General features: G+C 57.9%; 26 protein-coding genes. 19 read left to right on the forward strand and 7 right to left on the reverse strand.

Annotation, left to right across the window (positions count from 1 at the left end):
• Positions 1 to 95: 95 nt before the first annotated feature.
• Positions 96 to 2,024 carry a bifunctional 5-dehydro-2-deoxygluconokinase/5-dehydro-2-deoxyphosphogluconate aldolase gene (locus C2E16_RS01525; protein ID WP_084969873.1) on the reverse strand — a complete coding sequence of 643 codons (1,929 nt, stop codon included), beginning with the start codon at positions 2,022 to 2,024 and terminating at the stop codon, positions 96 to 98.
• Positions 2,025 to 2,162: 138 nt separating this feature from the next.
• Here C2E16_RS01525 and C2E16_RS20505 point away from each other — a divergent pair, with 138 nt between their 5' ends.
• From C2E16_RS20505 to iolE, 5 genes are all read left to right on the forward strand, one after another.
• On the forward strand, positions 2,163 to 2,369 hold the full coding sequence (locus C2E16_RS20505; protein ID WP_133052035.1) for a hypothetical protein: 207 nt from the start codon (positions 2,163 to 2,165) through the stop codon (positions 2,367 to 2,369).
• Between the two features lie 212 nt (positions 2,370 to 2,581).
• Complete coding sequence (iolD, locus tag C2E16_RS01530; protein WP_084969872.1) at positions 2,582 to 4,522, forward strand: 3D-(3,5/4)-trihydroxycyclohexane-1,2-dione acylhydrolase (decyclizing); 1,941 nt, start codon at positions 2,582 to 2,584, stop codon at positions 4,520 to 4,522.
• A gap of 92 nt (positions 4,523 to 4,614) precedes the next feature.
• On the forward strand, positions 4,615 to 5,631 hold the full coding sequence (locus C2E16_RS01535; protein ID WP_038629639.1) for a Gfo/Idh/MocA family protein: 1,017 nt from the start codon (positions 4,615 to 4,617) through the stop codon (positions 5,629 to 5,631).
• 69 nt (positions 5,632 to 5,700) lie between these two features.
• Positions 5,701 to 6,585 carry a sugar phosphate isomerase/epimerase family protein gene (locus C2E16_RS01540; protein ID WP_038629641.1) on the forward strand — a complete coding sequence of 295 codons (885 nt, stop codon included), beginning with the start codon at positions 5,701 to 5,703 and terminating at the stop codon, positions 6,583 to 6,585.
• 69 nt (positions 6,586 to 6,654) lie between these two features.
• Complete coding sequence (gene iolE, locus C2E16_RS01545; RefSeq protein ID WP_084969881.1) at positions 6,655 to 7,551, forward strand: myo-inosose-2 dehydratase; 897 nt, start codon at positions 6,655 to 6,657, stop codon at positions 7,549 to 7,551.
• Positions 7,552 to 7,644: 93 nt separating this feature from the next.
• Here iolE and C2E16_RS01550 read toward each other — a convergent pair whose 3' ends face one another.
• Positions 7,645 to 8,202, reverse strand: coding sequence for a DcrB family lipoprotein (locus C2E16_RS01550; protein WP_038629642.1), 558 nt, complete (start codon positions 8,200 to 8,202; stop codon positions 7,645 to 7,647).
• A 123-nt stretch (positions 8,203 to 8,325) separates the two neighbouring features.
• On the reverse strand, positions 8,326 to 8,991 hold the full coding sequence (locus C2E16_RS01555) for a 7-cyano-7-deazaguanine/7-aminomethyl-7-deazaguanine transporter (RefSeq protein WP_038629643.1): 666 nt from the start codon (positions 8,989 to 8,991) through the stop codon (positions 8,326 to 8,328).
• 277 nt (positions 8,992 to 9,268) lie between these two features.
• On the opposite strand from C2E16_RS01555, the gene tusA reads away from it, so the two are divergent.
• Positions 9,269 to 9,517, forward strand: coding sequence for a sulfurtransferase TusA (gene tusA, locus C2E16_RS01565; RefSeq protein WP_084969870.1), 249 nt, complete (start codon positions 9,269 to 9,271; stop codon positions 9,515 to 9,517).
• A gap of 3 nt (positions 9,518 to 9,520) precedes the next feature.
• Here tusA and C2E16_RS01570 read toward each other — a convergent pair whose 3' ends face one another.
• Positions 9,521 to 10,150 (reverse strand): lysoplasmalogenase, encoded by a 630-nt coding sequence (locus C2E16_RS01570; protein ID WP_084969869.1) that lies wholly within the window; start codon positions 10,148 to 10,150, stop codon positions 9,521 to 9,523.
• A 183-nt stretch (positions 10,151 to 10,333) separates the two neighbouring features.
• Here C2E16_RS01570 and C2E16_RS01575 point away from each other — a divergent pair, with 183 nt between their 5' ends.
• Positions 10,334 to 10,693 (forward strand): DUF2500 domain-containing protein, encoded by a 360-nt coding sequence (locus C2E16_RS01575; RefSeq protein WP_038629647.1) that lies wholly within the window; start codon positions 10,334 to 10,336, stop codon positions 10,691 to 10,693.
• Positions 10,694 to 10,697: 4 nt separating this feature from the next.
• Here the strand turns inward: C2E16_RS01575 and C2E16_RS01580 are convergent, their stop codons facing one another.
• A complete protein-coding gene (locus tag C2E16_RS01580; RefSeq protein WP_084969868.1) occupies positions 10,698 to 10,967 on the reverse strand; it encodes a DUF1145 family protein in 270 nt (89 codons plus the stop codon).
• On the reverse strand, positions 10,957 to 11,559 hold the full coding sequence (gene rsmD / locus C2E16_RS01585) for a 16S rRNA (guanine(966)-N(2))-methyltransferase (RefSeq protein ID WP_104951399.1): 603 nt from the start codon (positions 11,557 to 11,559) through the stop codon (positions 10,957 to 10,959). The genes C2E16_RS01580 and rsmD overlap by 11 nt, the downstream gene beginning before the upstream one ends.
• A gap of 187 nt (positions 11,560 to 11,746) precedes the next feature.
• On the opposite strand from rsmD, the gene ftsY reads away from it, so the two are divergent.
• From ftsY to rpoH, 4 genes are all read left to right on the forward strand, one after another.
• Entirely contained in the window at positions 11,747 to 13,381 is a 1,635-nt protein-coding gene (ftsY, locus tag C2E16_RS01590) for a signal recognition particle-docking protein FtsY (RefSeq protein ID WP_084969867.1), read from the forward strand.
• Positions 13,382 to 13,386: 5 nt separating this feature from the next.
• Positions 13,387 to 14,043, forward strand: coding sequence for a cell division ATP-binding protein FtsE (gene ftsE, locus C2E16_RS01595; RefSeq protein ID WP_038629651.1), 657 nt, complete (start codon positions 13,387 to 13,389; stop codon positions 14,041 to 14,043).
• A 1-nt stretch (position 14,044) separates the two neighbouring features.
• Positions 14,045 to 15,031, forward strand: coding sequence for a permease-like cell division protein FtsX (gene ftsX, locus C2E16_RS01600; RefSeq protein ID WP_038629652.1), 987 nt, complete (start codon positions 14,045 to 14,047; stop codon positions 15,029 to 15,031).
• A 259-nt stretch (positions 15,032 to 15,290) separates the two neighbouring features.
• Positions 15,291 to 16,148 carry an RNA polymerase sigma factor RpoH gene (gene rpoH / locus C2E16_RS01605; protein WP_038629653.1) on the forward strand — a complete coding sequence of 286 codons (858 nt, stop codon included), beginning with the start codon at positions 15,291 to 15,293 and terminating at the stop codon, positions 16,146 to 16,148.
• Positions 16,149 to 16,253: 105 nt separating this feature from the next.
• On the opposite strand, the gene panM is transcribed toward rpoH, so the two are convergent.
• Entirely contained in the window at positions 16,254 to 16,649 is a 396-nt protein-coding gene (panM, locus tag C2E16_RS01610; RefSeq protein WP_038629654.1) for an aspartate 1-decarboxylase autocleavage activator PanM, read from the reverse strand.
• A gap of 403 nt (positions 16,650 to 17,052) precedes the next feature.
• Between panM and C2E16_RS01615 the strand changes: the two genes are divergently transcribed.
• The 8 genes from C2E16_RS01615 (at position 17,053) to ugpE (ending at position 25,402) form a co-directional block, all read left to right on the forward strand.
• Positions 17,053 to 18,168: a branched-chain amino acid ABC transporter substrate-binding protein gene (locus tag C2E16_RS01615; protein WP_038629656.1), complete on the forward strand. Its 1,116-nt coding sequence runs from the start codon at positions 17,053 to 17,055 to the stop codon at positions 18,166 to 18,168.
• A gap of 193 nt (positions 18,169 to 18,361) precedes the next feature.
• Entirely contained in the window at positions 18,362 to 19,288 is a 927-nt protein-coding gene (gene livH, locus C2E16_RS01620) for a high-affinity branched-chain amino acid ABC transporter permease LivH (protein WP_038629657.1), read from the forward strand.
• Complete coding sequence (locus tag C2E16_RS01625; RefSeq protein ID WP_038629658.1) at positions 19,285 to 20,559, forward strand: high-affinity branched-chain amino acid ABC transporter permease LivM; 1,275 nt, start codon at positions 19,285 to 19,287, stop codon at positions 20,557 to 20,559. The genes livH and C2E16_RS01625 overlap by 4 nt, the downstream gene beginning before the upstream one ends.
• Positions 20,556 to 21,323, forward strand: coding sequence for a high-affinity branched-chain amino acid ABC transporter ATP-binding protein LivG (gene livG / locus C2E16_RS01630; protein WP_038629659.1), 768 nt, complete (start codon positions 20,556 to 20,558; stop codon positions 21,321 to 21,323). Before C2E16_RS01625 ends, livG begins: the two co-directional genes overlap by 4 nt.
• A 1-nt stretch (position 21,324) precedes the next feature.
• A complete protein-coding gene (livF, locus tag C2E16_RS01635; RefSeq protein ID WP_038629660.1) occupies positions 21,325 to 22,038 on the forward strand; it encodes a high-affinity branched-chain amino acid ABC transporter ATP-binding protein LivF in 714 nt (237 codons plus the stop codon).
• 231 nt (positions 22,039 to 22,269) lie between these two features.
• Positions 22,270 to 23,589: a sn-glycerol-3-phosphate ABC transporter substrate-binding protein UgpB gene (gene ugpB, locus C2E16_RS01640; protein ID WP_038629661.1), complete on the forward strand. Its 1,320-nt coding sequence runs from the start codon at positions 22,270 to 22,272 to the stop codon at positions 23,587 to 23,589.
• Between the two features lie 83 nt (positions 23,590 to 23,672).
• Positions 23,673 to 24,560 carry a sn-glycerol-3-phosphate ABC transporter permease UgpA gene (gene ugpA / locus C2E16_RS01645; protein ID WP_038629662.1) on the forward strand — a complete coding sequence of 296 codons (888 nt, stop codon included), beginning with the start codon at positions 23,673 to 23,675 and terminating at the stop codon, positions 24,558 to 24,560.
• Complete coding sequence (gene ugpE, locus C2E16_RS01650) at positions 24,557 to 25,402, forward strand: sn-glycerol-3-phosphate ABC transporter permease UgpE (protein ID WP_084969866.1); 846 nt, start codon at positions 24,557 to 24,559, stop codon at positions 25,400 to 25,402. Before ugpA ends, ugpE begins: the two co-directional genes overlap by 4 nt.
• Position 25,403: the final 1 nt, after the last annotated feature.

Here is a 25,403-nt window from a genome sequence, read left to right on the forward strand (position 1 = left end):
GGGCGGTCGGGAAGGGAAAGGCAGGTTAATTCGTAGCGAAAAGAAGCGCACGCCGCTGCGTAATGCGGGTCAGCGGCGTGGCCGATAACGACAGATTAGCTGGCCTGGCGCACGGGACGCGCTTCACGCCAGTAGCCGATCAGCGTCAGGTAGTTGTTTTTCACCTGGTTAATCAGCGCGTCGTCGCTCAGTTCGCCCTGTAGCCACTGGCGTGACGGCTGGCCGAAGATGGTGCGTCCGACAGCGAACCCTTTTACCCACGGCGCCTGCGCCGCATCGCGGAAGCCCGCCTTTAACTTATCTTCCGGGGCATCCAGGCCCAGCAGCAGAATGCCGCGGCACCAGGGATCTTCCTGCTCGATCACCGCGCCGATCGCCTGCCAGCTTTGCAGCGACAGCGGCGGCAGCTTCCACCAGTCGGGCTGAACGCCGAGACGGTAGAAATGGGAGATGATCTCCAGATAGTAAGATTCCTGGTGGTCCGGGTTATCTTCCGGCAGGATCACTTCCAGCAGCAGCTCATGGCCCGATTTATTACAGCCGCGCCAGACGTCGAGAATCAGCCCGTCCTGCTCGGCGCGCAGCGCGGCGTCGTCATGGGGATGATAAAAAACCAGGCATTTCACGACGTGCTCCTGCGGCCAGTCGATCAGCTGAGAGCCGATGTTGCCATGTTCAAGGCGCAGCGGACGCGAACCGGGCATTTCAACAGGACGACCGATCCACCAGCCTTTGCCGGTAATCGCGTTCAGCGCCCGTTGTCCGTAGGTGGTGTCCGCCAGAATGCCGCTGCTGTTTTCCAGCCCGGCTTCGGTGGCCGCCGCTTCCGCCGCCTGCAGCAGCAATGTCTTCAACTGCGGAATACGTTCGGGATCGGCGCCCGCTTCCTGCGCCATATCCGCCAGCTGCTTGCGGTGATCGAAAGCGAACACGCACAGCTCCTGCCAGCTTTGCTTACGGGTGGTGACGCGATGCAGATGGTTCAGCCGCACGTCGCGGTCGGGGCGTTTCACTTCGCGATCGCGGCTGAGATAATCATCCAGCTCCGCTTTGGTCGGCATCGCCGGGGCGCAGCCGTGGCGCGATACGACCAGCGCGCCGCAGGCGTTGGCGTAGCGGCACGCCTGCGGCCAGCCTTCGTCATTGAGCCAGCCGCGCAGCAGGCCGGACATAAAGGCGTCGCCCGCGCCCAGCACATTCAACACTTCCACACGCACGCCGCTTTGCAGAGTGGTGTGTTCCCAGCTGTCTGGAATGTCGCCTTCAAACACCACGCAGCCCAGCGGCCCGCGCTTACAGACCAGCGTCGCTTTGCTCGACTGACGCACCGCTTTCAGCGCGCTAAGCGTATCGGTGCTGCCGCCAGCGATATGAAATTCCTCTTCCGTGCCGACAATCAGATCAAAGTAGTGCAGCACTTCCTGTAGCTGTTGGGTGACGCGTTCCGATTCAATAAAGCGCGTCTCGCCGTCGCCCAGCGAGGTCAGTCCCCACAGCACCGGCCGGTAGTCGATATCCAGCGCCGTGCGCAGGCCGTGACGGCGCGCGATCTCCAGCGCCTTCAGCACCGCTGCGCGCGTATCCGGGTGGGAAAGATGGGTGCCGGTCACCGCCACCGCGCGGGCGGAGGCGATATAATCCTCGTCGATATCCTGCGGCGTCAGACCCATATCGGCGCAGTTATCGCGGTAGAAAATCAACGGAAAGGTATCTTCATCCTTAATGCCCAACATCACCAGACCAGTGAGACGGGTTTTATCGGTAATCAGAAACGCCGTATCGACGCCCACGCGCTGCAACTCCTCACGCAGGAAGCGGCCGTTGTGTTCGTCGCCGACACGCGCCAGCATAGCGGATTTTAGCCCCTGAATGGCGGCGCCGTAGGCGACATTGCCTGATGAGCCGCCGAGATAGCGGGCAAAGGTGCTGGTATCTTCCAGGCGCGCACCGATTTGCTGACCATAGAGATCGACGGCAATACGGCCGATACAAATCACATCAAGCCGCTTCTGTTTTGTACTCATACCTGTTGTTTCCTTCTGTGATAAGCAGACACTGTCGGGCGTCTCCAGAGATCTTTCGGGAAGGCTCCCAATAATCCGATCGCACCGGATCAACTGTGCTGGCAGTATGGGGAATAAATATTCCAAAAACAATATTGAATGAAATTATTAACCCAAAACTGTGAAGCGGGTAAAACTCTCTTCCTCCTTTTAGCAGCTGGCCAGCCGCATCGTTTCCCCGCCTGGTCCAGCGCTATTTCAGCTTTTATCGTGTCTTTTGAGGGCATTACTCTTTTCCTGAAAATGAAATGGAATATTTGTTTTTATTATCGCCGCCCGTCGCCGTTTCACTGCTTCCCGCTGTAAGGCCGCTTTCCACGGCGGTAAAACCGATAATTTGATCTCACTCGCAAAATGAAATGTTTCTTCTGTAATCGTATTTTATGAAAAAATTATTTGTTTATAATCGCCTCACGTTTCACTAATTAGCCGTCGGATGGCCGCCGTTTCAGGCCGTCGACATCTGCGAATTGCGGCGCGCTGTTGTCACGCTACCGCCACGGGTAAAGGATGGGCAAATGGGCACGATCAGGTTAACCACAGCGCAGGCGCTGGTGAAATTCCTCGACAATCAGTACCTCTCCGTCGACGGAAGCGAAACCAAATTCGTCAAAGGTATCTTCGCGATTTTCGGCCACGGCAACGTGCTGGGACTGGGTCAGGCGCTGGAACAGGATAATGGCGATCTGGTGGTGCATCAGGGCCGCAACGAGCAGGGCATGGCGCATGCCGCTACCGGCTACGCCAAACAGAAGCTGCGCCGCGAAATCATCGCCTGCACCTCGTCGGTCGGGCCGGGCGCCGCCAATATGATCACCGCCGCCGCCACCGCCACGGCGAACCGCATTCCGCTGTTGCTGCTGCCCGGCGACGTGTTCGCCACTCGCCAGCCCGATCCGGTGCTGCAACAGATCGAACAGAGCCACGATTTAAGCATCAGCACTAACGACGCGTTTCGCGCCGTCAGTAAATACTGGGATCGCGTCAGCCGGCCGGAACAGCTGATGACCGCCTGCATCAATGCGATGCGCGTGCTGACCGATCCGGCGGAAACCGGCGCGGTGACGCTGGCGCTGCCGCAGGATGTGCAGGGCGAGGCCTGGGATTTCCCCGACTATTTCTTCCAGAAGCGCGTTCATCGTCTCGATCGCCGTCCGCCCACCGAGGCGCAGCTGCAGGACGCCCTGACGCTGCTGGCGAGTAAACGCAAGCCGCTGATCGTCTGCGGCGGCGGCGTGAAATATTCCGGCGCGGGCGAAGCGCTGCGCCAGTTCGCCGAACGCCATCAGATCCCGTTCGCGGAAACCCAGGCGGGCAAAGGCACGCTGGTTTCCGACCATCCGCTTAACGTCGGCGGCGTCGGCGAAACCGGCTGTCTGGCGGCTAACCTGTTGGCGAAAGAGGCCGACCTGGTGATTGGCGTCGGCACGCGTTATACCGATTTCACCACCGCCTCGAAATGGATATTCCAGCACCCGGATGTGAGCTTCCTGAATATCAATATCAGCAACTTCGACGCTTACAAGCTCGACGGCGTTCAGCTGGTGGCGGACGCGCGCGAGGCGCTGACCGCACTGGATGCGCGTCTGACGGCGCAGGGCTTCCGCAGCGAGTGGGGCGCGCAGATCGAACAGGCGCAGAGCCGCCTGCTGAAGGAGACGCAGCGCGTTTACCAGGCGGCTTACAGCGAAGAAAACTTCGTGCCGGAGATCGACGACAGCATCGATCGTGAGGCGCTGTTCGCCGAGTTCAACCGTCTGACCGGCTCCTTCCTGACTCAAAGCAGCGTGCTGGGCGCGCTTAACGAGCAGCTGCCGGAAGATGCGGTGATCGTCGCCGCCGCCGGCAGCTTGCCCGGCGATCTGCAACGCGTCTGGCGCACCAAAGCGCACAACGGCTATCACGTGGAATATGGCTACTCCTGCATGGGATATGAGATCAACGCCGCGCTCGGCGTTAAGCTGGCCGAACCGCAGCGCGAGGTCTACGCGCTGGTGGGTGACGGCTCTTTTATGATGCTGCACTCCGAACTGGTCACCTCGATTCAGGAGAAGGCGAAAATCAACGTGGTGCTGTTCGACAATATGACTAACGGCTGCATCAACAACCTGCAGCTGGAGCATGGCATGGACAGCTTTACTACCGAGTTCCGTTTTCGCGATGCGGAAAGCGGCAAGCTGGACGGCGGCTTTATTCCCGTCGACTTCGCCGCTATCGCCGCGGGTTACGGCTGCAAGACCTGGCGCGTCACGACGCTGGAGGAGCTGGGCCTGGCGCTGGAAGCGGCGCGCAAAGAGACCGTCTCTACCCTGATTGACGTAAAAGTGCTGCCCAAAACCATGGTGCATAAATATTTCAGCTGGTGGCACGTCGGCGGCGCGCAGGTTTCTCAATCTGAACGCATCGACGCCGTCGCCAAAATGCTGAAAGAGCATGTCGATCAAGCTAGAAGATACTGATTATTAAAAACTTTCTCTGAACATCTACCCTGACAGCGGACGTCGCCAGCATGGCTGGCGGGTTCGCGCTTACCCTGAATTCTGGAGACATTATGACTCTGAAACTTGGCGTTATCGGCACCGGCGCAATTGGCCAGGAACATATTCGTCGCTGCACAAAAGTGTTGCAGGGCGCCACCGTGGTGGCGGTGTCCGATATTAACCTTGAAGGCGCCAAAGCGGCGCTGGCGCGGCTGGGTTTGCAGGCGGAGGTCTATGCCAACGGTTATGACGTGGTGAACTCGCCTGATGTCGACGCGGTGCTGGTCACCTCATGGGACCCGACGCATGAAGAGTTCACGCTGGCCGCTATCGCCGCGGGCAAGCCGGTATTCTGCGAGAAACCGCTGGCGATGACCGCCGAAGGCTGCCGTCGCGTGGTGGATGCCGAGATGAAGTTCGGCAAGCGTCTGGTGCAGGTCGGCTTTATGCGCCCTTACGACGTCGGCTATCGCGCGCTGAAAAAGGTGATTGCCGAAGGACAGATTGGCGAGCCGCTGATGCTGCACTGCGCGCACCGCAATCCCACCGTGCCGGAGAGCTACACCACCGATATGGCGATCACCAGCACGCTGATCCATGAACTCGACGTGCTGCGATGGCTGACCAACGACGACTACAAAACCGTGCAGGTAGTCTTCCCACGGGTCACCTCAAAAAGCCACGCCCGCCTGAAAGATCCGCAGATCGTGCTGTTTGAAACGCAGAAGGGCATCCGCATCGATGTGGAAATCTTCGTCAACTGCGCCTACGGCTACGATATCCAGTGCGAAGTGGTCGGCGAAGAGGGCATTGCCCGCCTGCCGGAGCCCTCAGCGGTGCAAATGCGTAAAGGCGCGCAGCTTTCCACCTCCATCCTCACCGACTGGAAAGACCGCTTTATCGACGCTTACGACGTGGAGCTACAGGCTTTTATCAACGACGTCAGCAGCGGTTCGCTGACCGGCCCGTCCGCCTGGGACGGCTATGCCGCCTCGGTCGCCGCCGACGCCTGCCTCAAGGCGCAGAACAGCGGCGCTATCGAGCCAGTCGAGCTGCCGCCGCGTCCCGCCTTCTACGATAAGGCTTAATTCCCCGTCCTCTTCCCGCAGCGTCGGGAAGCGCGCGCACTTACGCACTGAGCAATCAGGGAGAACGTTATGAAGATCGCTTTCGATGTGGATGTCATCCGAGACCTGGGCATCACGAAGATGGTTCATCAGGTAGCTGACTGGGGCTACAAATATATTGAACAGTCGCCGCATCCGCAGATTAACCCCTTCTATAAGCACCCGAAAGCCAGCCGGGAGATCATGACGGAGTATAAAAACGCGCTGAAAGCGACCGGCGTCGAGATCTCCTCGTTTATTGTGGTGTACCGCTGGTCCGGCCCGGACGAACTACGGCGCCAGGCGGCGGTAAAAAACTGGAAGCGCATGATCGAGATCGCCGTAGAGATGGGCGTGCAGGTGATCAACACCGAGCTGTCCGGCAATCCCAACGAGCCGGAGATCTGCGAAGAAATGTTTTACCGTTCTATGGAGGAGCTGCTGCCGATCGTTGAACGCGAAGGCATCCGCATCGAAATTCAGTCGCATCCGTGGGATTTCTGCGAGCAGAACAACGAAACCGCCGATATCGTGAAGTCGTTCCGCAGCGAAAACGTGAAGTACGTTTACAGCGTGCCGCACACCTTTTTCTATGACAAAGGCAAAGGCGACGTAAAAAGCATGCTGGAGTACGTGGGCGATGACCTGTCGCACGTACTGGTCGCCGATACCATGAACCACACCAAACACTGCCGCTACATCGTCAATCCGCCAGGCGTGGACGCCGCGGTACATCAGCATGTCGGCGTGGGCGAAGGTGAAGTCGATTTCACCACCCTGTTTAAAACCCTGCGTGAAATGGATTTTGCCAACCGTACCTACAAGGTGGGCGGCGAATCGATTATCGCCTCGGCGCTGTTCGGCTATCCCGAAAAGATGAAGTATCAGGCGGTGGAAACGCGCGAGCTGATCGAGCGTGAGCTGCTGGGAAAATAAGGTGGCGGGCTCTCCTGCGAGCCTGAGCGCGTGGCGGCGAACGCCGCCGTACTGAACAGAGAATTCATCATGAATAAAGATTACGTGAAGCTGGCGATCGCGCCGATTGGCTGGACCAACGACGATATGCCGGAACTGGGGAAAGAGAACACCTTTCAGCAGACCGTCAGCGAAATGGCGCTGGCGGGCTTCAGCGGCAGCGAAGTCGGCAGCAAATATCCGCGCGATCCGGCGGTGCTGAAACCGATGCTGGAGATCCGCGGCATTCAGATCTGCAACGCCTGGTTCAGCACCTTTTTCGCCAACGGTGAAAAGGCGAAAACTATCGACGAGTTCATTAACCATATGAATTTTTTACATACGATGGGCGCCAAAGTGATCGGCTGCTCTGAGCAGAGCAAAAGCATTCAGGGCACCTCGCTGGCGGTATTCGAGCAAAAACCGGTATTTACGGAAGAAGAGTGGCGCTTAACCGCCGAGGGCTATAACGAGCTGGCGAAAATTGCGGCGGACAAGGGAATGCAGGTCTGTCTGCATCACCATATGGGCACCGGCATCCAGACACCTGCCGAGATTGACCACTTTATGGCACTGACCAACGATGACGTTTATCTGCTCTATGATACCGGCCATATTTACTACTCCGAGAACAGCGAGCAGGCGATGCTGTCGGTGCTGGAGAAGCATCTGCCGCGCATCAACCATATTCATCTGAAGGATGTGCGCGATGAGGTGGTCAGCGCGGTGCGTAACCAGAAACTCTCCTTCCTGGACGGAGTAAAACGCGGCACTTTCACCGTGCCGGGCGACGGCGTGATTGATTTCAAACCGGTGTTTAAAATTCTCGACGACGCGGGATATCGCGGCTGGATGGTGGTAGAGGCGGAGCAGGATCCGGCGCTGGCTAACCCCTTTGAATATGCGGTGAAGGCGCGTAAGTATATTCGCGAAACCGCAGGCATCTGACGGCATTTTGCGCTGAAAACGGGAACTTATAAGCCTTAAACGACAAAACGCCGCCATCTCTGGCGGCGTTTTTTATGCGCGTAAGCGAGGCGTTTATTTCAGCGTGATGGTGTTAATCACATTTTCCGCTGCCGTCTGCGCCTGTTGCTGATTATCGGCAGGCAGGGTGATTTGCAGCGTCAGCAATTTACCGTCCGCTTTCGCCAGCACGACAGAAGACCAGGCTGTCTGCTGATTGGCGGAGATCACCGTATCCAGCTGCTGCGCCGGTTCGCCCTTGAGCGTAATCGCTTTATTGGCCACTACCTGCAGCTGCGGATCGCGGTTGCGCTGCTGCTGCTCCAGACGCTTCGCCAGCACGTCCAGACCTTCGTTGGTGGCATCGCCATCAATCACGATAATGGCGCGCTGGCCGCTTTCATCGGCGTAAACGTGCATGTTGTTCGCCTGCGTGCCCAGCTTGCCGCTCTTATCAGACATGCCCGCCGGCAAGTTGAAGCTGAGTTTGCCATCCATTAACGACACCGTCTGCGTTGATGTGCTGGCGCTGGCGCCGTTATCGTCCGCTGCGGCTTTATCCGACTGCTGATCGCAGGCGGCCAGACCTACTACCAGTAAACCTATTCCAAGATATTTTGTAAGTTGACGCATCAGGTTCCCTTTTATTGATTAGCCTGGCAATACAGTACTCATACAAACTGAATCAGCGCGTAAAAGCAACCAACCGAGTGTCACAGGATCTTAGACGCGCTGACAAAGTATCGCTATTGCCGCTTAGCCGAAATTGTAGCGGGTTTGTCCTGACATTGCCGCCAGGCGTTTTAACGCGGCATTGAGCAGCACGCCGTAGGCAGGCAGGAAAAACACCATGCAGATAAGCACCTTGAAGCTGTAATCGACCAGCGCGATTTCTACCCAATTCTGCGCCATAAAAGCGTCCGGGCTTTTATAAAAAGCGATGAAGAAGAAGGCGAGCGTGTCGCTGATATTGCCTAAAAACATCGCCGACGCGGGCGCCGCCCACCACTGCGGCAACTGACGCAGCCGGTTAAAGACATGCACGTCCAGAATCTGGCCCAGCGCGTAGGCCATAAAGCTGGCGCAGGCGATGCGGGCGACAAACAGGTTAACCTGCTCCAGCGCGTTCAGTCCCTGCCATGCGCCGTTATAGAACAGCGAAGAGACCACGTAGGAGATAAAGAGCGCAGGCACCATCACCGCAAGGATAATTCGACGGGCCAGCGGCGCGCCAAAAATCCGCACGGTCAGATCGGTAGCCAGGAAGATAAACGGAAAGCTGAAGGCGCCCCAGGTGGTATGGAAACCAAACAGGGAAACAGGCAGCTGGACCAGATAATTACTGGAGGTAATCACCAGCACATGAAACAGGGATAGCCAGATAAGCGCATGCTTCCGCTGGCGCGGCGTAAAGGAGATCATAATGTACCTTTTTTACGTTGGGGTGAGGGAACCCAGTGTTTACTCAGCGTTCTGCTGTCTGTTCGCGTTTAGCCTGACGCATCTTGCGCAAGCTGAGCGGCGACGGAACGCCGTCTGTCAGCGGCAGGCAACATCGCCAGCCGCGGCGCATCTTACCGCGTTGTTTCGGCTTTGCAACGGTTAGTTTTCACGCAAACGTTAACCTGCTTTCGGCGGCTTGCGCAACAGGCCGCCGGGCGTAGAATAGAGCGCAACAGAATTCAGTGACGAGACGATAATGAGTGATCCATTCGCAAACCCCGATCAAACCCTGGACGCGCTGGGCCTGCGCTGCCCGGAACCGGTAATGATGGTGCGCAAAGCGGTGCGCCATATGGAGGAGGGCGAGACCCTGCTGATCATCGCCGACGATCCCGCCACCACGCGCGATATTCCCGGCTTTTGCCGTTTTATGGAACATACGCTGGTGGCGCAATCCACCGATGAGAAGCCCTATCGCTATCTGGTGCGCAAGGGCCTCTCTTAAGCGTCAATAAAGCCAGAGCGAGCGGGCGATCATAAAGTGCCCGGCGAAGTAGCAGGCGGCGACGATGGCGTTATCCGCCGTAAAACGCTTGCGGTAATGGCTGATAAACCAGACCAGATTCGCCAGCGTCAGCAGCGTGGCGCCGGCCACCAGCGAGAAGCTGTAGTCGTTAGGACGGAAATAATAGAGTTCGGCGGCCAGCCAGTTCATCACCAGCGTCATGCCGATAAAAGTGCAGATTGGCCAGCGCAGATCTTCCAGCCGCGACCAGATAATCGCTATCCAGACAATGCCGATAATCAGCATGGTCAACGGGATCGGCCAGAAGAAGCTCATGGTCATATGGCTGGCGAAATTAATGGTGTAGAGCAGATGCGCAAGGAAAAAAGCGCCAATGGCATACATCATACGCTGACGCGGAAGCAGCGTCAGCGCGTCGCCCGCCATCGTCGCCAGCAGACCGAGCAAAATCAGGTAGTCGCCGGGATTGCGCGTGGGCGCTTGCCAGGCCCAGGCGAGCAGCAACAGCAGCGTAACCGGCTTAAACACCCAGCGCTGCCACTGTGGGCCGCGGTAGGAAGCATCTACATAGAGCCAGCCGGAAAAAAGTACGGCAAGAAATGACCAAATCATTACGTTGTCCTTTTCTGAAAGGGGCGACAGCGGCATCAGCCCTGAAACGCAGCGCCGACGCAGCCGCCGTTTTATTAACAACATCCTGCAATCAGTTTAGGTTAGCGGGATGCAATGTGACAATGAGAGGGCTCCGGTTGTCTGCCTGACGCGACAACCCGCCACAGGAAGCAGAATACGAAGATGAGCAAACCCCCGCTGATTTTTATTATCGTGCTGGCGATTATCGCCGTACTGGCCTCACGTCAGTTTATTAAGCAGCGGCGTGAAAACGCAGCGAACGATGCGGCGCCGGTGCGATCGCTACAGGTAGAGGTGAAAACCAAACGTGAGTTTCCCGCCCCGGATCGGCGTTCACGTCAGCGGGAAGTGATTGCGGGCGAAGAAATGCGCTACGAGGCCTGGTTTCACCCGCTTAACGGCGCGGGCGACATCAGGCTGACGGTGACGGCTAAGGATTATCATCAGATGGATAAAGGCGTAAAAGGCGAGCTTAAGGTGCAGGGTAGCCGCTTTATCTCTTTTACGCCTGAGAAGCCGTAGAACGTTACTGCTTCGGATAGTGCTTTTTCTGCCAGGCAAGTAGCTCGAACACGCCGAAAAAGAAGATCTTAACCTGCGTCAGACGGCTCAGCTTCGCGCTGTCTTTCGGCTGCGTGGCGCGCAGCAGTACCAGCTGCAGACCGTGCATAATCACCATAAAAATCAGCGCGACATTAACAAAATATGTCAGCGGCTTAGGAAAAGGCTGCACGATATTCAGCAGCAAAAAGGCCCAGACGCAGACCATCAACAACCGACCCAGATTAAGCCACATCATCCTGCTCCTGTTTTACGCCTTCGCGGCGGTATAAGCGGTAAGCGACCTGTCCCGCCACTTTTTCCCGATGTAAAAACCAGTTAACCGGCACCGGCGGCGCGCCATTTTCTATTTCGCTTTCAACGTAGATCAGCGCTTCATCGGCCAGCCAGCCGTTGATTTCCAGCAGTTGCAGCGTCTGTTCCAGCAGACCTTTGCGAAACGGCGGATCGATAAACACCACCTGATAGGGTTCGCCCTGCTGCGCCAGCCAGCTCAGCGTATTGGTCTGGATCACCTGCGCGTTGTCGGCCTTCAGCGTCTTCAGATTCTGCGTCAATTGCTGGGCGACCGGCTTTTCCAGCTCCAGCAGCGTCGCCGATCCCGCGTAGCGCGACAGCGCTTCCAGACCGAGCGCGCCGCTACCGGCGAAGCAGTCGAGGCAGCGGGCCTGCTGAATATCCGGCGCCAGCCAGTTAAACAGAGTTTCACGTACGCGATCGGTGGTGGGGCGCAGACCGGCGCTGTCGGGCACCGGCAGTTTTCGTCCGCGCCACTGTCCGCCGATAATGCGGATTTGTCCGGCGGCGCTGCGGGGTTTTTTATTCATGTTGCTCACAACTCGTCATAATTTGTTGCGTAGTTTAACGGGCGAAAGCGGTGGAGGAAACGTTAAAAAGGGTGCTGGTGTTGCGCTGGCTGGAAAGTGTTAGACTAATGAATTCTTTATCAGGTTATTTTTTCAGTCCGGCGCGACAGACGACCGGGTGAAAGCCATCGAGGAGTGGTGTTACACAATGGCAAAAGAAAAAAAGCGTGGCTTTTTTTCCTGGCTGGGTTTTGGTCGTGAAGAAACGCCTGCGCAGTCAGAAGAACAAAAAGAGACGTTAACGCAGCAGACCGCCGAGAGCGAAGCGCCCGCAGCAGAGCAGCCCACCGCCGAACAGATCGCCGAAGATATCGTGGCGACCACCGAAGAGGTAGCGCGTCAGGAAGAGGCGCACAGCGCACCGCAGACGGAAGATACGCCGGTTCATGACACGCAGCCGGAAGACGCGGCGCCTGTAGCGATCGCGCCGGTTCACGAAGAAATTCTGCCGGAAGAGACCACGCCGACAGACGTCGCGGCGGTTGAAGAAGAGATTCTGCCGGAAGAGACCGCGCCGACAGACGCCGCGCCGGTTGAAGAAGAGATTCTGCCGGAAGAGACCGCACCGACAGACGACGCGCCGGTTAAGGAAGAGGTTCAGCCGGAAGCGGCAACATCGAGCGCGTCGCTGCTTAATGAAACCGGTCCGGAGGATGAAACGCCTGCGGTGACCGAAGAAAAAGATGCGGCGATCGCCACCGAAGTCGCGGCGGCCGTCACGCTCACCAGCGCGCCGGAAGATGAAATCCTGCCGGAAGAAGCGCTGCCGCTGACCGAAGATGAACTGACGGCGCTGGCGCTGGCCGATAGTGCGCCGGAAGAAGAAGCGATAGTCACGCCGGTTGAGCAGGAGCGCCCGACGAAAGAGGGCTTTTTCGCGCGCCTGAAGCGCAGCCTGGTGAAAACACGTCAGAACCTCGGCTCCGGCTTTATCAGCCTGTTCCGCGGTAAAAAGATTGACGACGAACTGTTTGAGGAGCTGGAAGAACAGCTGCTGATCGCCGACGTCGGCGTCGATACCACGCAGCGCATCATCAGTAGCCTGACGCAGCAGGCCAACCGCAAACAGCTGCGCGACGCGGAAGCGCTCTATGGCCTGCTGAAAGCGGAAATGGCTGGCATTCTGCACAAGGTCGACGCGCCGCTGGACGTTTCCGGCAAAACCCCGTTTGTTATTCTGATGGTCGGCGTTAATGGCGTCGGCAAAACCACCACCATCGGTAAGCTGGCGCGCCAGTATCAGGCGCAGGGCAAATCGGTGATGCTGGCGGCGGGCGATACCTTCCGCGCCGCAGCGGTCGAGCAGCTGCAGGTATGGGGCGAACGCAACCATATTCCGGTGGTGGCGCAGCATACCGGCGCCGATTCCGCCTCGGTGATTTTCGACGCGATTCAGGCTGCCAAAGCGCGTGGCGTGGATGTGCTGATCGCCGATACTGCAGGTCGCCTGCAGAATAAAGCGCACCTGATGGAAGAGTTGAAGAAGATCGTTCGCGTGATGAAGAAGCTCGATGAGAACGCGCCGCACGAGGTGATGCTGACTATCGACGCCAGCACCGGCCAGAACGCGGTCAGCCAGACTAAGCTGTTCCATGAGGCGGTGGGCCTGACCGGCATTACCCTCACCAAGCTGGACGGCACGGCGAAAGGCGGCGTGATCTTCTCGGTGGCGGACCAGTTCAGCATTCCGATTCGTTTTATCGGTGTCGGAGAAGGCATCGATGATTTACGGCCGTTTAAGGCCGAAGATTTTATTGAGGCACTGTTTGCCCGAGAGGATTAACCAGGATGATTCGCTTTGAAGAGGTCAGTAAGGCTTATCTCGGCGGTCGGCAAGCGCTGCAGGGGGTAGATTTTCATCTGCAACCCGGCGAGATGGCGTTTCTGACCGGTCATTCCGGCGCAGGGAAAAGCACCCTGTTGAAGCTGATTTGCGGCATTGAACGTCCCAGCGCGGGCCATATCTGGTTCAGCGGGCATGACATCAGCCGTCTGAAAAATAGCGAAGTGCCGTTTCTGCGTCGTCAGATTGGCATGATCTTTCAGGATCACCATTTGCTGATGGATCGTTCGGTTTACGACAACGTGGCGATCCCGCTGATTATCGCCGGCGCCAGCGGCGAAGATATTCGCCGCCGCGTTTCCGCCGCGCTGGATAAGGTCGGCCTCCTCGACAAAGCGAAAAGTTTTCCGATTCAGCTTTCGGGCGGTGAGCAGCAGCGCGTCGGCATTGCCCGCGCGGTAGTGAACAAGCCTGCTGTGTTGCTGGCCGATGAACCGACCGGCAACCTGGATGAAGCGCTTTCGGAGGATATCCTGCGTCTGTTTGAAGAGTTCAACCGCGTGGGCGTCACCGTTCTGATGGCGACGCACGATATGGGACTGATCGCCCGCCGCGATTATCGGGTAATGACGCTCAGTCACGGCAGATTGCACGGAGGCTAATATGGCTAATAAACGCATCAAACGCGCGCCCGCGCCGAAGGCCAGGCCGCAGCAGCCAAAAAGCAAAGCGCTGAAGGGCGGCTGGCAGGAGCAATGGCGGTACGCCTGGCGCGGCACGCTGTCGGATATGTGGCGTCAGCCGCTGGCGACGCTGCTGACGGTGATGGTGATCGCCATTTCACTGACGCTGCCGAGCGTCTGCTATATGGTCTGGAAAAACGTCAGCCAGGCGGCGGAGCAGTGGTATCCGGCGCCGCAGCTGACGCTTTATCTGTCGAAAACGCTGGACGACACCGCGGCGGAAAACGTGGTGGCGACGCTGAAAAAAGAGCCTGGCGTGGCAAAGGTTAATTACCTGTCGCGGGATGAGGCGCTGGGCGAGTTTCGCAACTGGTCCGGTTTTGGCGGCGCGCTGGATATGCTGGAGCAGAATCCATTGCCGGCGGTAGCGATCATTACGCCTGATCTGAACTTCCAGAATGAGAAGACGCTGCAAACGCTGCGCGACCGCGTCCAGCACGTCGACGGCGTCGACGAGGTGCGCATGGACGATAGTTGGTTCGCGCGTCTGGCGGCGTTGACCGGGCTGGTCGGGCAGATTGCCACGATGATCGGCATTCTGATGGTGATCGCGGTGTTCCTGGTGATCGGCAACAGCGTGCGCCTCAGTATCTTTGCCCGCCGCGACACCATTAACGTACAGAAGCTGATTGGCGCCACCGACGGCTTTATTCTGCGGCCTTTCCTCTACGGCGGCGCGTTGCTGGGGCTGAGCGGCGCGGTGCTGTCGCTGATCCTGTCGGAAGTGCTGGTATTCCGTCTGGAAGCGGTGGTGGCGCAGGTCGCCAGCGTCTTCGGCACTACCTTCCGCATCAGCGGTCTCTCCTGGGATGAGAGCCTGCTGCTGCTGCTGCTGTCGTCGATAATTGGCTGGATTGCGGCCTGGCTGGCGACGGTACAACATTTACGTCGTTTTACGCCACAGTAACGTTTTTTTGGTATAATCTTCCTCTGCTGCATGACGCCTGTGCGGCAGAGGAAATATCTTATTTTCCTCCTGTCCGCCAGAATCTGACGTCCTTATCTTGTGTATAAAATATTCACGATGTAAATTGAACTTGTGGATAACTTCGCTCTCTAAGAAGTAGCACAGATTGCTTTGGGATTTCGTTGTCGATTCCTGTACCCTGGTGAATCGCGCAAAAGGAAATCGTGCGGCAATGTCGATTAAATATGTGAGGGTTTGAATGACCAAAGAAATGCACACTTTAGCTATTGCTCCTCTTGGTAACCTGGAATCTTATATTCGGGCTGCCAATACCTGGCCGATGCTAACGGCAGAAGAGGAAAAAGCGCTGGCTGAACGGCTGCATTACCAGGGCGATCTGGATGCGGCTAAAACGCTGATCCTGTCCCACCTCCGCTTTGTTGTTCATATCGCTCGTAACTACGCGGGCTACGGCCTGCCGCAGGCGGATCTGATTCAGGAAGGCAACATCGGCCTGATGAAAGCGGTGCGCCGCTTCAACCCTGAAGTCGGGGTTCGTCTGGTGTCGTTCGCTGTTCACTGGATTAAGGCGGAAATTCACGAGTATGTGCTGCGTAACTGGCGCATCGTGAAAGTGGCCACCACAAAAGCGCAGCGCAAACTGTTTTTTAACCTGCGTAAAACCAAGCAGCGTCTGGGCTGGTTTAACCAGGATGAAGTGGAGATGGTGGCGCGTGAGCTTGGCGTGAGCAGCAAAGACGTCCGCGAAATGGAATCGCGCATGGCGGCGCAGGATATGACTTTTGACCTGACCTCGGACGATGAATCCAGCGAAGGGAAAAGCATGGCGCCGGTGCTTTATCTGCAGGATAAAACCTCTGACTTTGCTGACGGCATCGAAGAGGACAACTGGGAAAACCATGCGGCCGATAAGCTGAGCGATGCGCTGCAGGGCCTGGATGAACGCAGCCAACATATTATTCGCGCCCGCTGGCTGGACGACGACAATAAAACTACGTTACAGGAGCTGGCCGATAAATATGGCGTCTCCGCCGAGCGTGTACGTCAGCTAGAGAAAAACGCGATGAAAAAATTGCGTATGGCGATCGAAGCATAACGCGCTAACGCGAAACGGGGCGGCTGAAAAGCCGCCCTTTTTGTTTGCGCGCCGCGTCTTCTTCGGCGCGCGGCGATATCATCCGGCGCGCCCTGTCAGAAACCGTTATTCCCGGTTCAATACCCAGCCGTCCGCCTGGGTACGAAAGCCGCAGGACTGCATAAAGGCGGCGATAACCGGCTGATCGCCTTTGCCGTCATCCGCAATCCACCAGTGCGACAGCGACGGATTCTGCGCCATTACGTCCTCTACTAAATAACGCCCCACGCCGCGACGTCGCGTTACTTCTCTCACCTCCAGCTGCGACAGCGTCCCCTGCGTGCCGCGGATCTCCAGAATTACCGCTCCCAGCAGACGATCGTTAAAGCGCGCTGCGTAGAGCCTGTGGTTCTCGTTCAGCCTGTTTTCCAGCGCGCGGCAGTCGGTGCCCGGCCAGATTTTTTCAATATCGATACAATCCTGATCGCTGAGTTGTTGCAGCCTGATGATAGTCAGTTTCATGGAATAATCTGCGCCCTGATAAAAGGCATATTGTAGCGAAAATGTACGAAAAGGAACGTGTAACCTTTTCTGTACGAAAACAAAGCAATCTGTTTTTTGCTGCCCGGCTGTTCCGAGTAAACACTTATTACTGCGCCTGTTGCCAGCATAACGCGCTGGATAAGTGGCTAAATAGCCACCGTAACTGCCAGATGATTCTCCTGTGATAACCGGTAGTTTTTGATTATCTCAGTTGATTTACAGAATAAAACTCCTGTTTAATGGACTGAAAAATAAAGCGTTATTTATAAAATCGGCGCGGAAATATTCCTAACTCGTTCACATTAAACAAGTTTTGTTCAATAACCCGCCGAACATAATCACAAAGCAAATCACAACAGACACAACAGATGGGGAAGTTCGGATGAATATCAGTAAAGGTCGCGTAATACTGGCTGGATGTGTGGCGCTGGCGATGAGTCATGCTGCGCTGGCGGAAGATATTAAGGTGGCGATTGTCGGCGCGATGTCCGGGCCGGTAGCGCAATATGGCGATATGCAGTTTACCGGCGCTACGCAAGCGATTGCCGATATCAACGCCAAAGGCGGGGTGAACGGCAATAAGCTGGTGGCGGTGAAATATGACGATGCCTGCGATCCTAAACAGGCGGTGGCGGTGGCGAACAAAGTGGTCAACGAAGGCATTCGCTACGTTATTGGTCACCTTTGCTCCTCTTCCACGCAGCCCGCTTCCGATATCTACGAAGATGAAGGCATCCTGATGATCACCCCGGCCGCTACCGCGCCCGACCTGACCTCGCGCGGCTACCAGCTGATTATGCGCACCACCGGCCTGGATTCCGATCAGGGTCCGACCGCGGCGAAATATATTCTCGACACTATCAAACCGCAGCGCATCGCGGTTGTGCATGACAAACAGCAGTATGGCGAAGGCCTGGCGCGCTCAGTGCAGGAGAGCCTGAAGAAAGCGAACGCGCCGATCGCCATGTTTGAAGGCATTACCGCAGGCGATAAAGATTTCTCCACCCTGGTGGCGCGTCTGAAGAAAGAGAACATCGACTTCGTTTACTTTGGCGGCTACTACCCCGAAATGGGCCAGATCGTGCGTCAGGCGCGCGCGGCCGGGCTGAAAACCCAGTTTATGGGACCGGAAGGGGTGGGCAACGCCTCGCTCTCCAATATCGCCGGCGCCGCTTCCGAAGGCATGCTGGTCACCCTGCCGAAACGCTATGACCAGGTGCCGGCGAACCAGCCGATCGTCGACGCGATCAAAGCGAAAAAACTGGACGCCACCGGGCCGTTCGTCTGGACAACCTATGCCGCGCTGCAGTCGCTGGCCGCCGGTATGGAGCGCAGCAAGAGTGAAGAACCTGCCGACATCGCTAAAAACCTGAAAGAAGGCCAGCCGGTTCCTACCGTCATGGGCGATCTGAGCTGGGATAAGAAAGGCGATCTGAAAGGTTTTGAGTTCGGCGTGTTCAAGTGGCATGCCGACGGCACCTCCACCGCAGTGAAATAAATCGCGGTTCAGGCCGTATCAGAGTGCTGACACGCTCATGAGAGCGTTATCAACCCTCTGTCACAGCCGCAGCCGTATGTGATTTGGCAGTCCGGGGTCAGGCGTGCCTGGCCCCTGTTCTATCCTGCACTTCGTGAAGACGGACGTTTTCTTGCTGTAGGCCGCGCCGCGCAGCTTTGTTGGGGTTTATGTTATGTCCGAACAGTTTCTCTATTTTCTACAGCAGTTGCTTAACGGGGTGACCTTAGGCAGCACCTATGCGCTGATCGCCATCGGCTACACCATGGTTTACGGCATTATCGGCATGATCAACTTCGCCCACGGCGAAGTCTATATGATCGGCAGCTATGTCTCTTTTATCGTTATCGCCGCGCTGATGATGGTGGGGATTGACGTCAGCTGGGTATTGATCGGCGCCGGTTTCCTTGCGGCGATCGTGATCGCCAGCGCCTGGGGCTGGAGCATCGAGCGCGTCGCCTATAAGCCGGTGCGCTCATCCAAGCGCCTGATCGCGCTGATTTCCGCCATCGGGATGTCTATTTTCCTGCAAAACTACGTCAGCCTGACGCAGGGCTCGCGCGATCTCGCGCTGCCAAGCCTGGTGAGCGGGCAGATGACGCTGGGTGAAAGCAACGGCTTCTCCGCGACCATCAGCACCATGCAGGTGGTGATCTGGCTGGTGACCTTCGTGGCGATGCTGGCGCTGACGCTGTTTATCCGCTATTCGCGCATGGGCCGCGCCTGTCGCGCCTGCGCCGAAGATCTGAAGATGGCCAGCCTGTTGGGCATCAATACCGATCGCGTGATCTCGCTGACCTTCGTGATCGGCGCGGCGATGGCGGCGGTAGCGGGCGTGCTGCTGGGGCAGTTCTATGGCGTCATTAACCCCTACATCGGCTTCATGGCCGGTATGAAGGCCTTTACCGCGGCGGTGCTGGGCGGCATCGGCAGCATTCCCGGCGCGATGCTGGGCGGCCTGGTGCTGGGCATCGCCGAAGCGCTGACCTCCGCCTATCTCAGCACGGAATATAAGGATGTGGTCTCTTTTGCGCTGCTGATTGTGGTGCTGCTGGTGATGCCGACGGGCATTCTGGGTCGGCCGGAGGTAGAGAAAGTATGAAGCCCGCTCAATTTATCAATGCCATTATCTCGGCGCTGATGCTGCTGATACTGGCGGCTTTCTTTATGGGGCTGCGCCTTGACCTTGAAGGCACGCGGCTGGTGGTGGAAAACGCGGGCAGCGTGCGCTGGAACTGGATCGCCGTCGGCTGCGCCGTGGTGTTTATCTTTCAGCTGCTGCGCCCGCTGTTCGGCCGCGGCCTGAAGCGCGGCGGTCACGGCGGTTTCGTCCTGCCGAGCTTTGACGGCAGCACGCCGAAACAGAAGCTGCTGGCGCTGCTGTTTATCGTGGCGGCGGTGATCTGGCCGTTTCTCGTCTCGCGCGGCACGGTGGACATTGCTACCCTGACGTTGATCTACGTGATGCTCGGTCTCGGCCTGAACGTGGTGGTGGGACTCTCCGGCCTGCTGGTGCTGGGCTACGGCGGCTTCTACGCCATCGGCGCCTACACCTTCGCGCTGCTGAACCACTACTACGGCCTGGGCTTCTGGCAGTGTCTGCCGCTGGCGGGGCTGGTGGCGGCGATGTTCGGCCTGCTGCTCGGTTTCCCGGTGCTGCGCCTGCGCGGCGATTATCTGGCGATCGTCACGCTCGGCTTCGGCGAAATCGTGCGTATCCTGCTGCTGAACAATACCGCCATTACCGGCGGGCCGAACGGCATCAGTCAGATACCGAAGCCGACCTTTTTCGGCCTGGAGTTTAACCGCAGCCCGCGCGAAGGCGGCTGGGACACTTTCCACCACTTCTTTGGGCTGAAGTACGATCCCAGCGACCGCATTATCTTCCTCTATCTGGTGGCGTTGCTGTTGGTGGTGCTGACGCTGTTCGTAATCAATCGGCTGCTGCGTATGCCGCTGGGCCGCGCCTGGGAAGCGCTGCGCGAAGATGAAATCGCCTGCCGCTCGCTGGGTCTCAGTCCGACGCGCATTAAGCTGACCGCCTTTACTATCAGCGCCGCCTTCGCCGGTTTCGCCGGCAGCCTGTTCGCCGCGCGGCAGGGCTTTATCAGCCCCGAATCTTTTACCTTCGCCGAATCGGCCTTTGTATTGGCGATTGTGGTGCTGGGCGGTATGGGTTCGCAGCTGGCGGTGATTCTGGCGGCGATACTGCTGGTGGTGTCGCGCGAGCTGATGCGCGATCTCAACGAATACAGCATGCTGGTGTTAGGCGCGCTGATGGTGCTGATGATGATTTGGCGTCCGCAGGGGCTGTTGCCGATGCAGCGTCCACAGCTGAAGTTGAAGCGTGATGAACAAGGAGAGCAGGCATGAGTCAGCCTTTACTGGCCGTAGAGGGCCTGATGATGCGCTTCGGCGGTCTGCTGGCGGTCAACAACGTGTCGCTTGAGCTGCGTCCGCAGGAGATCGTCTCTTTAATCGGGCCGAACGGCGCCGGAAAAACCACGGTGTTCAACTGCCTGACCGGTTTTTATAAGCCGACCGGCGGATCGATTAAGCTGCGCGACCATCAATTGGCGGGCATGGCGGGCCAGCAGATCGCCCGTATGGGGATTGTGCGCACCTTCCAGCATGTGCGTCTGTTCCGTGAAATGACGGTGATTGAAAACCTGCTGGTGGCGCAGCATCAACATCTGAAAAGCGGCCTGTTTTCCGGCCTGCTGAAAACGCCCGCTTTTCGCCGCAGCGAAGGCGAGGCGCTGGACTACGCCGCCAGCTGGCTACGGCGCGTCGGTTTACTGGAAATGGCGAACCGTCAGGCGGGCAACCTGGCCTACGGCCAGCAGCGACGTCTGGAGATCGCGCGTTGTATGGTGACGCGCCCGGAAATCCTGATGCTGGATGAACCGGCGGCGGGGCTCAACCCTAAAGAGACCCACGAGCTGGATGCGCTGATCGCCGAACTGCGCAGCGAGCATAAGGTATCGGTGCTGTTAATTGAGCATGATATGAAACTGGTGATGGGCATTTCCGATCGGATTTACGTAGTGAATCAGGGAACGCCGTTGGCGAACGGCACGCCGGAAGAAGTGCGCAACAACCCGGACGTGATCCGCGCATATTTAGGTGAGGCATAACATGGCGAATCCGATTTTAACGCTCAGCAAGGTGAGCGCGCACTACGGCAAGATTCAGGCACTGCATCAGGTCAGCCTGCATATCAACCAGGGCGAAATCGTCACGCTGATCGGCGCCAACGGCGCGGGGAAAACCACGCTGCTCGGCACGCTGTGCGGCGAACCGCGCGCGTCTGAAGGAGAGATTACCTTTGACGGCAAGGCGATTACCGACTGGCAGACGGCGCGCATCATGCGCGAAGCGATCGCCATCGTACCGGAAGGACGCCGCGTCTTTTCGCGCATGACGGTAGAGGAGAACCTGGCGATGGGCGGTTTTTTCGCCAGCCGCCAGCAGTATCAGCAACGCATCGAGCGGGTCTACGATCTCTTTCCGCGTCTGCTGGAGCGTCGGGTGCAGCGCGCCGGCACCATGTCCGGCGGCGAACAGCAGATGCTGGCGATTGGCCGCGCGCTGATGAGCCAGCCGCGCCTGCTGCTGCTGGATGAGCCGTCGCTCGGCCTCGCGCCGATCATCATCCAGCAGATCTTCGATACCATCGAACAGCTGCGTCAGGAGGGCATGACCATCTTCCTGGTGGAGCAGAACGCCAACCAGGCGCTGAAGCTGGCCGACCGCGGCTACGTGCTGGAAAACGGCCACGTCGTGCTGGAGGACAGCGGCGATGCGCTGCTGGCGAACGAGGCGGTGCGCAGCGCCTACCTCGGCGCGTAAATTTCACCGGCGGCCCGCGCTGACGCGGGCCGTTTTTTATCTTTTTAATCCCATCCTGAATATCGGAAGGCGGGCCGTTTCTTTTTTCAGACGCGCCATCCCGCTGCCATCTCACTGTCATTTTCCGGTCATTTAACGGTTATCTTTCCGTCATTTTCGCGTGTCATGTTACTTCGCGAACGAAAAAAAAGCGTGATTTCGTATACACCTACAATGTCACAGGAAAATGCTATGTCCTCCTTTACGTTTCGTCATACCGCTCTCAGCATGGTGCTGGGGCTGGCACTGAGCAGCAACGCCCTAGCCGCGACGGAAATTCCGTTCTGGCACTCAATGGAAGGCGAACTGGGCAAAGAAGTTGACTCACTGGCACAACGTTTTAACCAGGCGCACCCGGATTACAAAGTCGTACCGGTTTACAAAGGCAACTATGAGCAGAGCCTGGCGGCGGGCATCGCAGCAGTGCGCACCGGCAAAGCGCCTGCGATATTGCAGGTGTATGAAGTGGGCACCGCTACCATGATGGCGTCGCGCGCCATTAAGCCGGTCTATGAAGTGTTTAACGATGCGGGCATCAAGTTCGATGAATCGCAGTTTGTGCCGACGGTCGCTGGCTATTATACCGATGCGAAAAGCGGTCATCTGCTGTCGCAGCCGTTCAACAGCTCCACGCCAGTGCTCTACTACAACAAAGACGCCTTCATAAAAGCGGGGCTCGATCCTGAGCAGCCGCCGAAAACCTGGCAGCAGCTTGAGAAGGATACTGCGGCGCTGCGTAAAGCGGGTGTGAAATGCGGCTACGCCAGCGGCTGGCAGGGCTGGATCCAGATTGAAAACTTCAGCGCCTGGCACGGTCTGCCGGTCGCGACGGAAAACAACGGCTTCGGCGGGACGAATGCGCAGCTGATTTTCAACAAGCCGGAGCAGGCGCGTCATATCGCCATGCTGGAGGAGATGAACAAGAAAGGAGACTTCACCTACTTTGGCCGTAAGGATGAGTCGACCGAGAAGTTCTACAACGGCGACTGCGCCATCACCACCGCCTCTTCCGGTTCGCTGGCGGACATTCGTCAGCACGCCAAATTCAACTACGGCGTCGGCATGATGCCGTATGACGAAACCGTGCCCGCCGCGCCGCAGAACGCCATTATCGGCGGCGCCAGTCTGTGGGTGATGCAGGGCAAAGACAACGCCACCTATAAAGGCGTCGCCGAGTTTCTGCAATTCCTGACCCAGCCGGAAATCGCCGCCGAATGGCATCAGAAAACCGGCTATCTGCCGATCACGCAGGCCGCTTTCGACCTGACGCGCCAGCAGGGTTTCTATGACAAAAACCCCGGCGCGGATATCGCCACCCGCCAGATGCTGAACAAGCCGCCGTTGCCGTTCACCAAAGGGCTGCGCCTCGGCAATATGCCGCAGATCCGCACCATTGTGGATGAGGAACTGGAAAGCGTCTGGAACGGCAGCAAAACGCCGCAGGCCGCGCTGGATTCCGCCGTACAGCGCGGCAATCTGCTGCTGCGTCGCTTTGAGCAACAGGTGAAATAAACCGGGTCGGGCGGCAAAGGCCGCCCGGCTATCCGCTGACGCAACGCACGTTTTATCCCGCCGATCTGTTATGGAATTGCCGCATGTCCAGCTCTCGTCCCGTTTTTCATTCGCGCTGGTTACCCTGGGTGCTGGTTCTGCCCCAGCTGTTAATCACGCTGATCTTTTTTATCTGGCCCGCCGGAGAAGCGCTCTGGTATTCGGTGCAGAATGTCGATCCCTTCGGCTTTTCCAGCACCTTTGTCGGGCTGGAAAATTTCCGCCGCCTGCTGGACGACGACTACTATCTGGAATCCTTCTGGACCACGCTGATCTTCAGCGCGCTGGTGACCGGCTGCGGGCTGATTATCTCGCTGCTGTTCGCTGCGCTGGCGGACTACGTGCTGCGGCTGCGCCGCTTTTATCAGACGCTGCTGCTGCTGCCCTACGCGGTAGCGCCCGCTATCGCAGCGGTGCTGTGGATGTTCCTGTTTAATCCCGGCATCGGCCTGATCACCCATTTCCTGCATGACTTCGGCTACAACTGGAACCATGCGCAGAGCAGCGGACAGGCGATGTTTCTGGTGGTGCTGGCCTCGGTCTGGCAGCAGATCAGCTACAACTTTCTGTTCTTCTTCGCGGCGCTGCAATCGATTCCCCGTTCGCTGGTGGAGGCGGCCGCCATCGACGGCGCCGGGCCGGTGCGCCGCTTCTTCAGTTTATCGCTGCCGTTGATCGCGCCGGTGAGCTTCTTCTTGCTGGTGGTGAACCTGGTGTACGCCTTCTTTGACACCTTCCCGGTGATCGACGCGGCGACGCAGGGCGGGCCGGTGCAGGCGACCACCACGCTGATTTATAAAATCTACCGCGAAGGCTTTGCCGGTCTGGATCTCTCGTCGTCCGCCGCGCAGTCGGTGGTGCTGATGTTCTTAGTGATTATTCTGACCGTGATTCAGTTCCGCTACGTTGAGCGTAAGGTGCGTTACCAATGATTGAAAACCGGCGCGGGCTGGATATTTTCAGCCACCTGATGCTGATCGCCGGCATCCTGACCATTCTGTTTCCGCTATGGGTCGCCTTCGTCGCCGCGACGCTGGATAACCAGCAGGTGTTTCAGGTGCCGATAACCCTGATCCCTGGCACCCAGCTGTGGCATAACGTGCGTGAAATCTGGCTGCACGGCGTCAGCAGCCAGAGCGCGCCGATGAGCGTGCTGCTGATCAATAGCACGCTGATGGCGCTGGGCATCACGATCGGCAAAATCACCGTTTCGATCCTTTCCGCGTTTGCGCTGGTCTGGTTTCGCTTTCCGCTGCGCAACCTGGTGTTCTGGATGATCTTTATTACCCTGATGCTGCCGGTGGAGGTGCGTATTTTCCCCACGGTAGAGGTGGTGGCGAACCTGAAGCTGCTCGACAGCTACAGCGGGTTGACCCTGCCGCTGATGGCCTCCGCGACCGCGACTTTTCTGTTTCGCCAATTCTTCATGTCGCTGCCGGATGAGCTGATCGAAGCGGCGCGGATTGACGGCGCCAGCCCGATGCGTTTCTTCCGCGATATCGTGCTGCCGCTGTCGCGCACCAACCTGGCGGCGCTGTTCGTGATCACCTTTATCTACGGCTGGAACCAGTATCTCTGGCCGATTCTGATCACCAGCGAAACGCGGATGGGCACCGCTGTGGCGGGCATTCGCAGCATGATTTCGTCCGGCGAGGGTACTACCCAGTGGAATCTGGTGATGGCGGCGATGCTGCTGACGCTGATCCCGCCGGTAGTGGTGGTCATGGTGATGCAGCGGGCGTTTGTTCGTGGTCTGGTCGAAAGTGAGAAATAAA

Origin of the sequence: Mixta calida (assembly GCF_002953215.1) — a bacterium.
Classification (GTDB): domain Bacteria; phylum Pseudomonadota; class Gammaproteobacteria; order Enterobacterales; family Enterobacteriaceae; genus Mixta; species Mixta calida.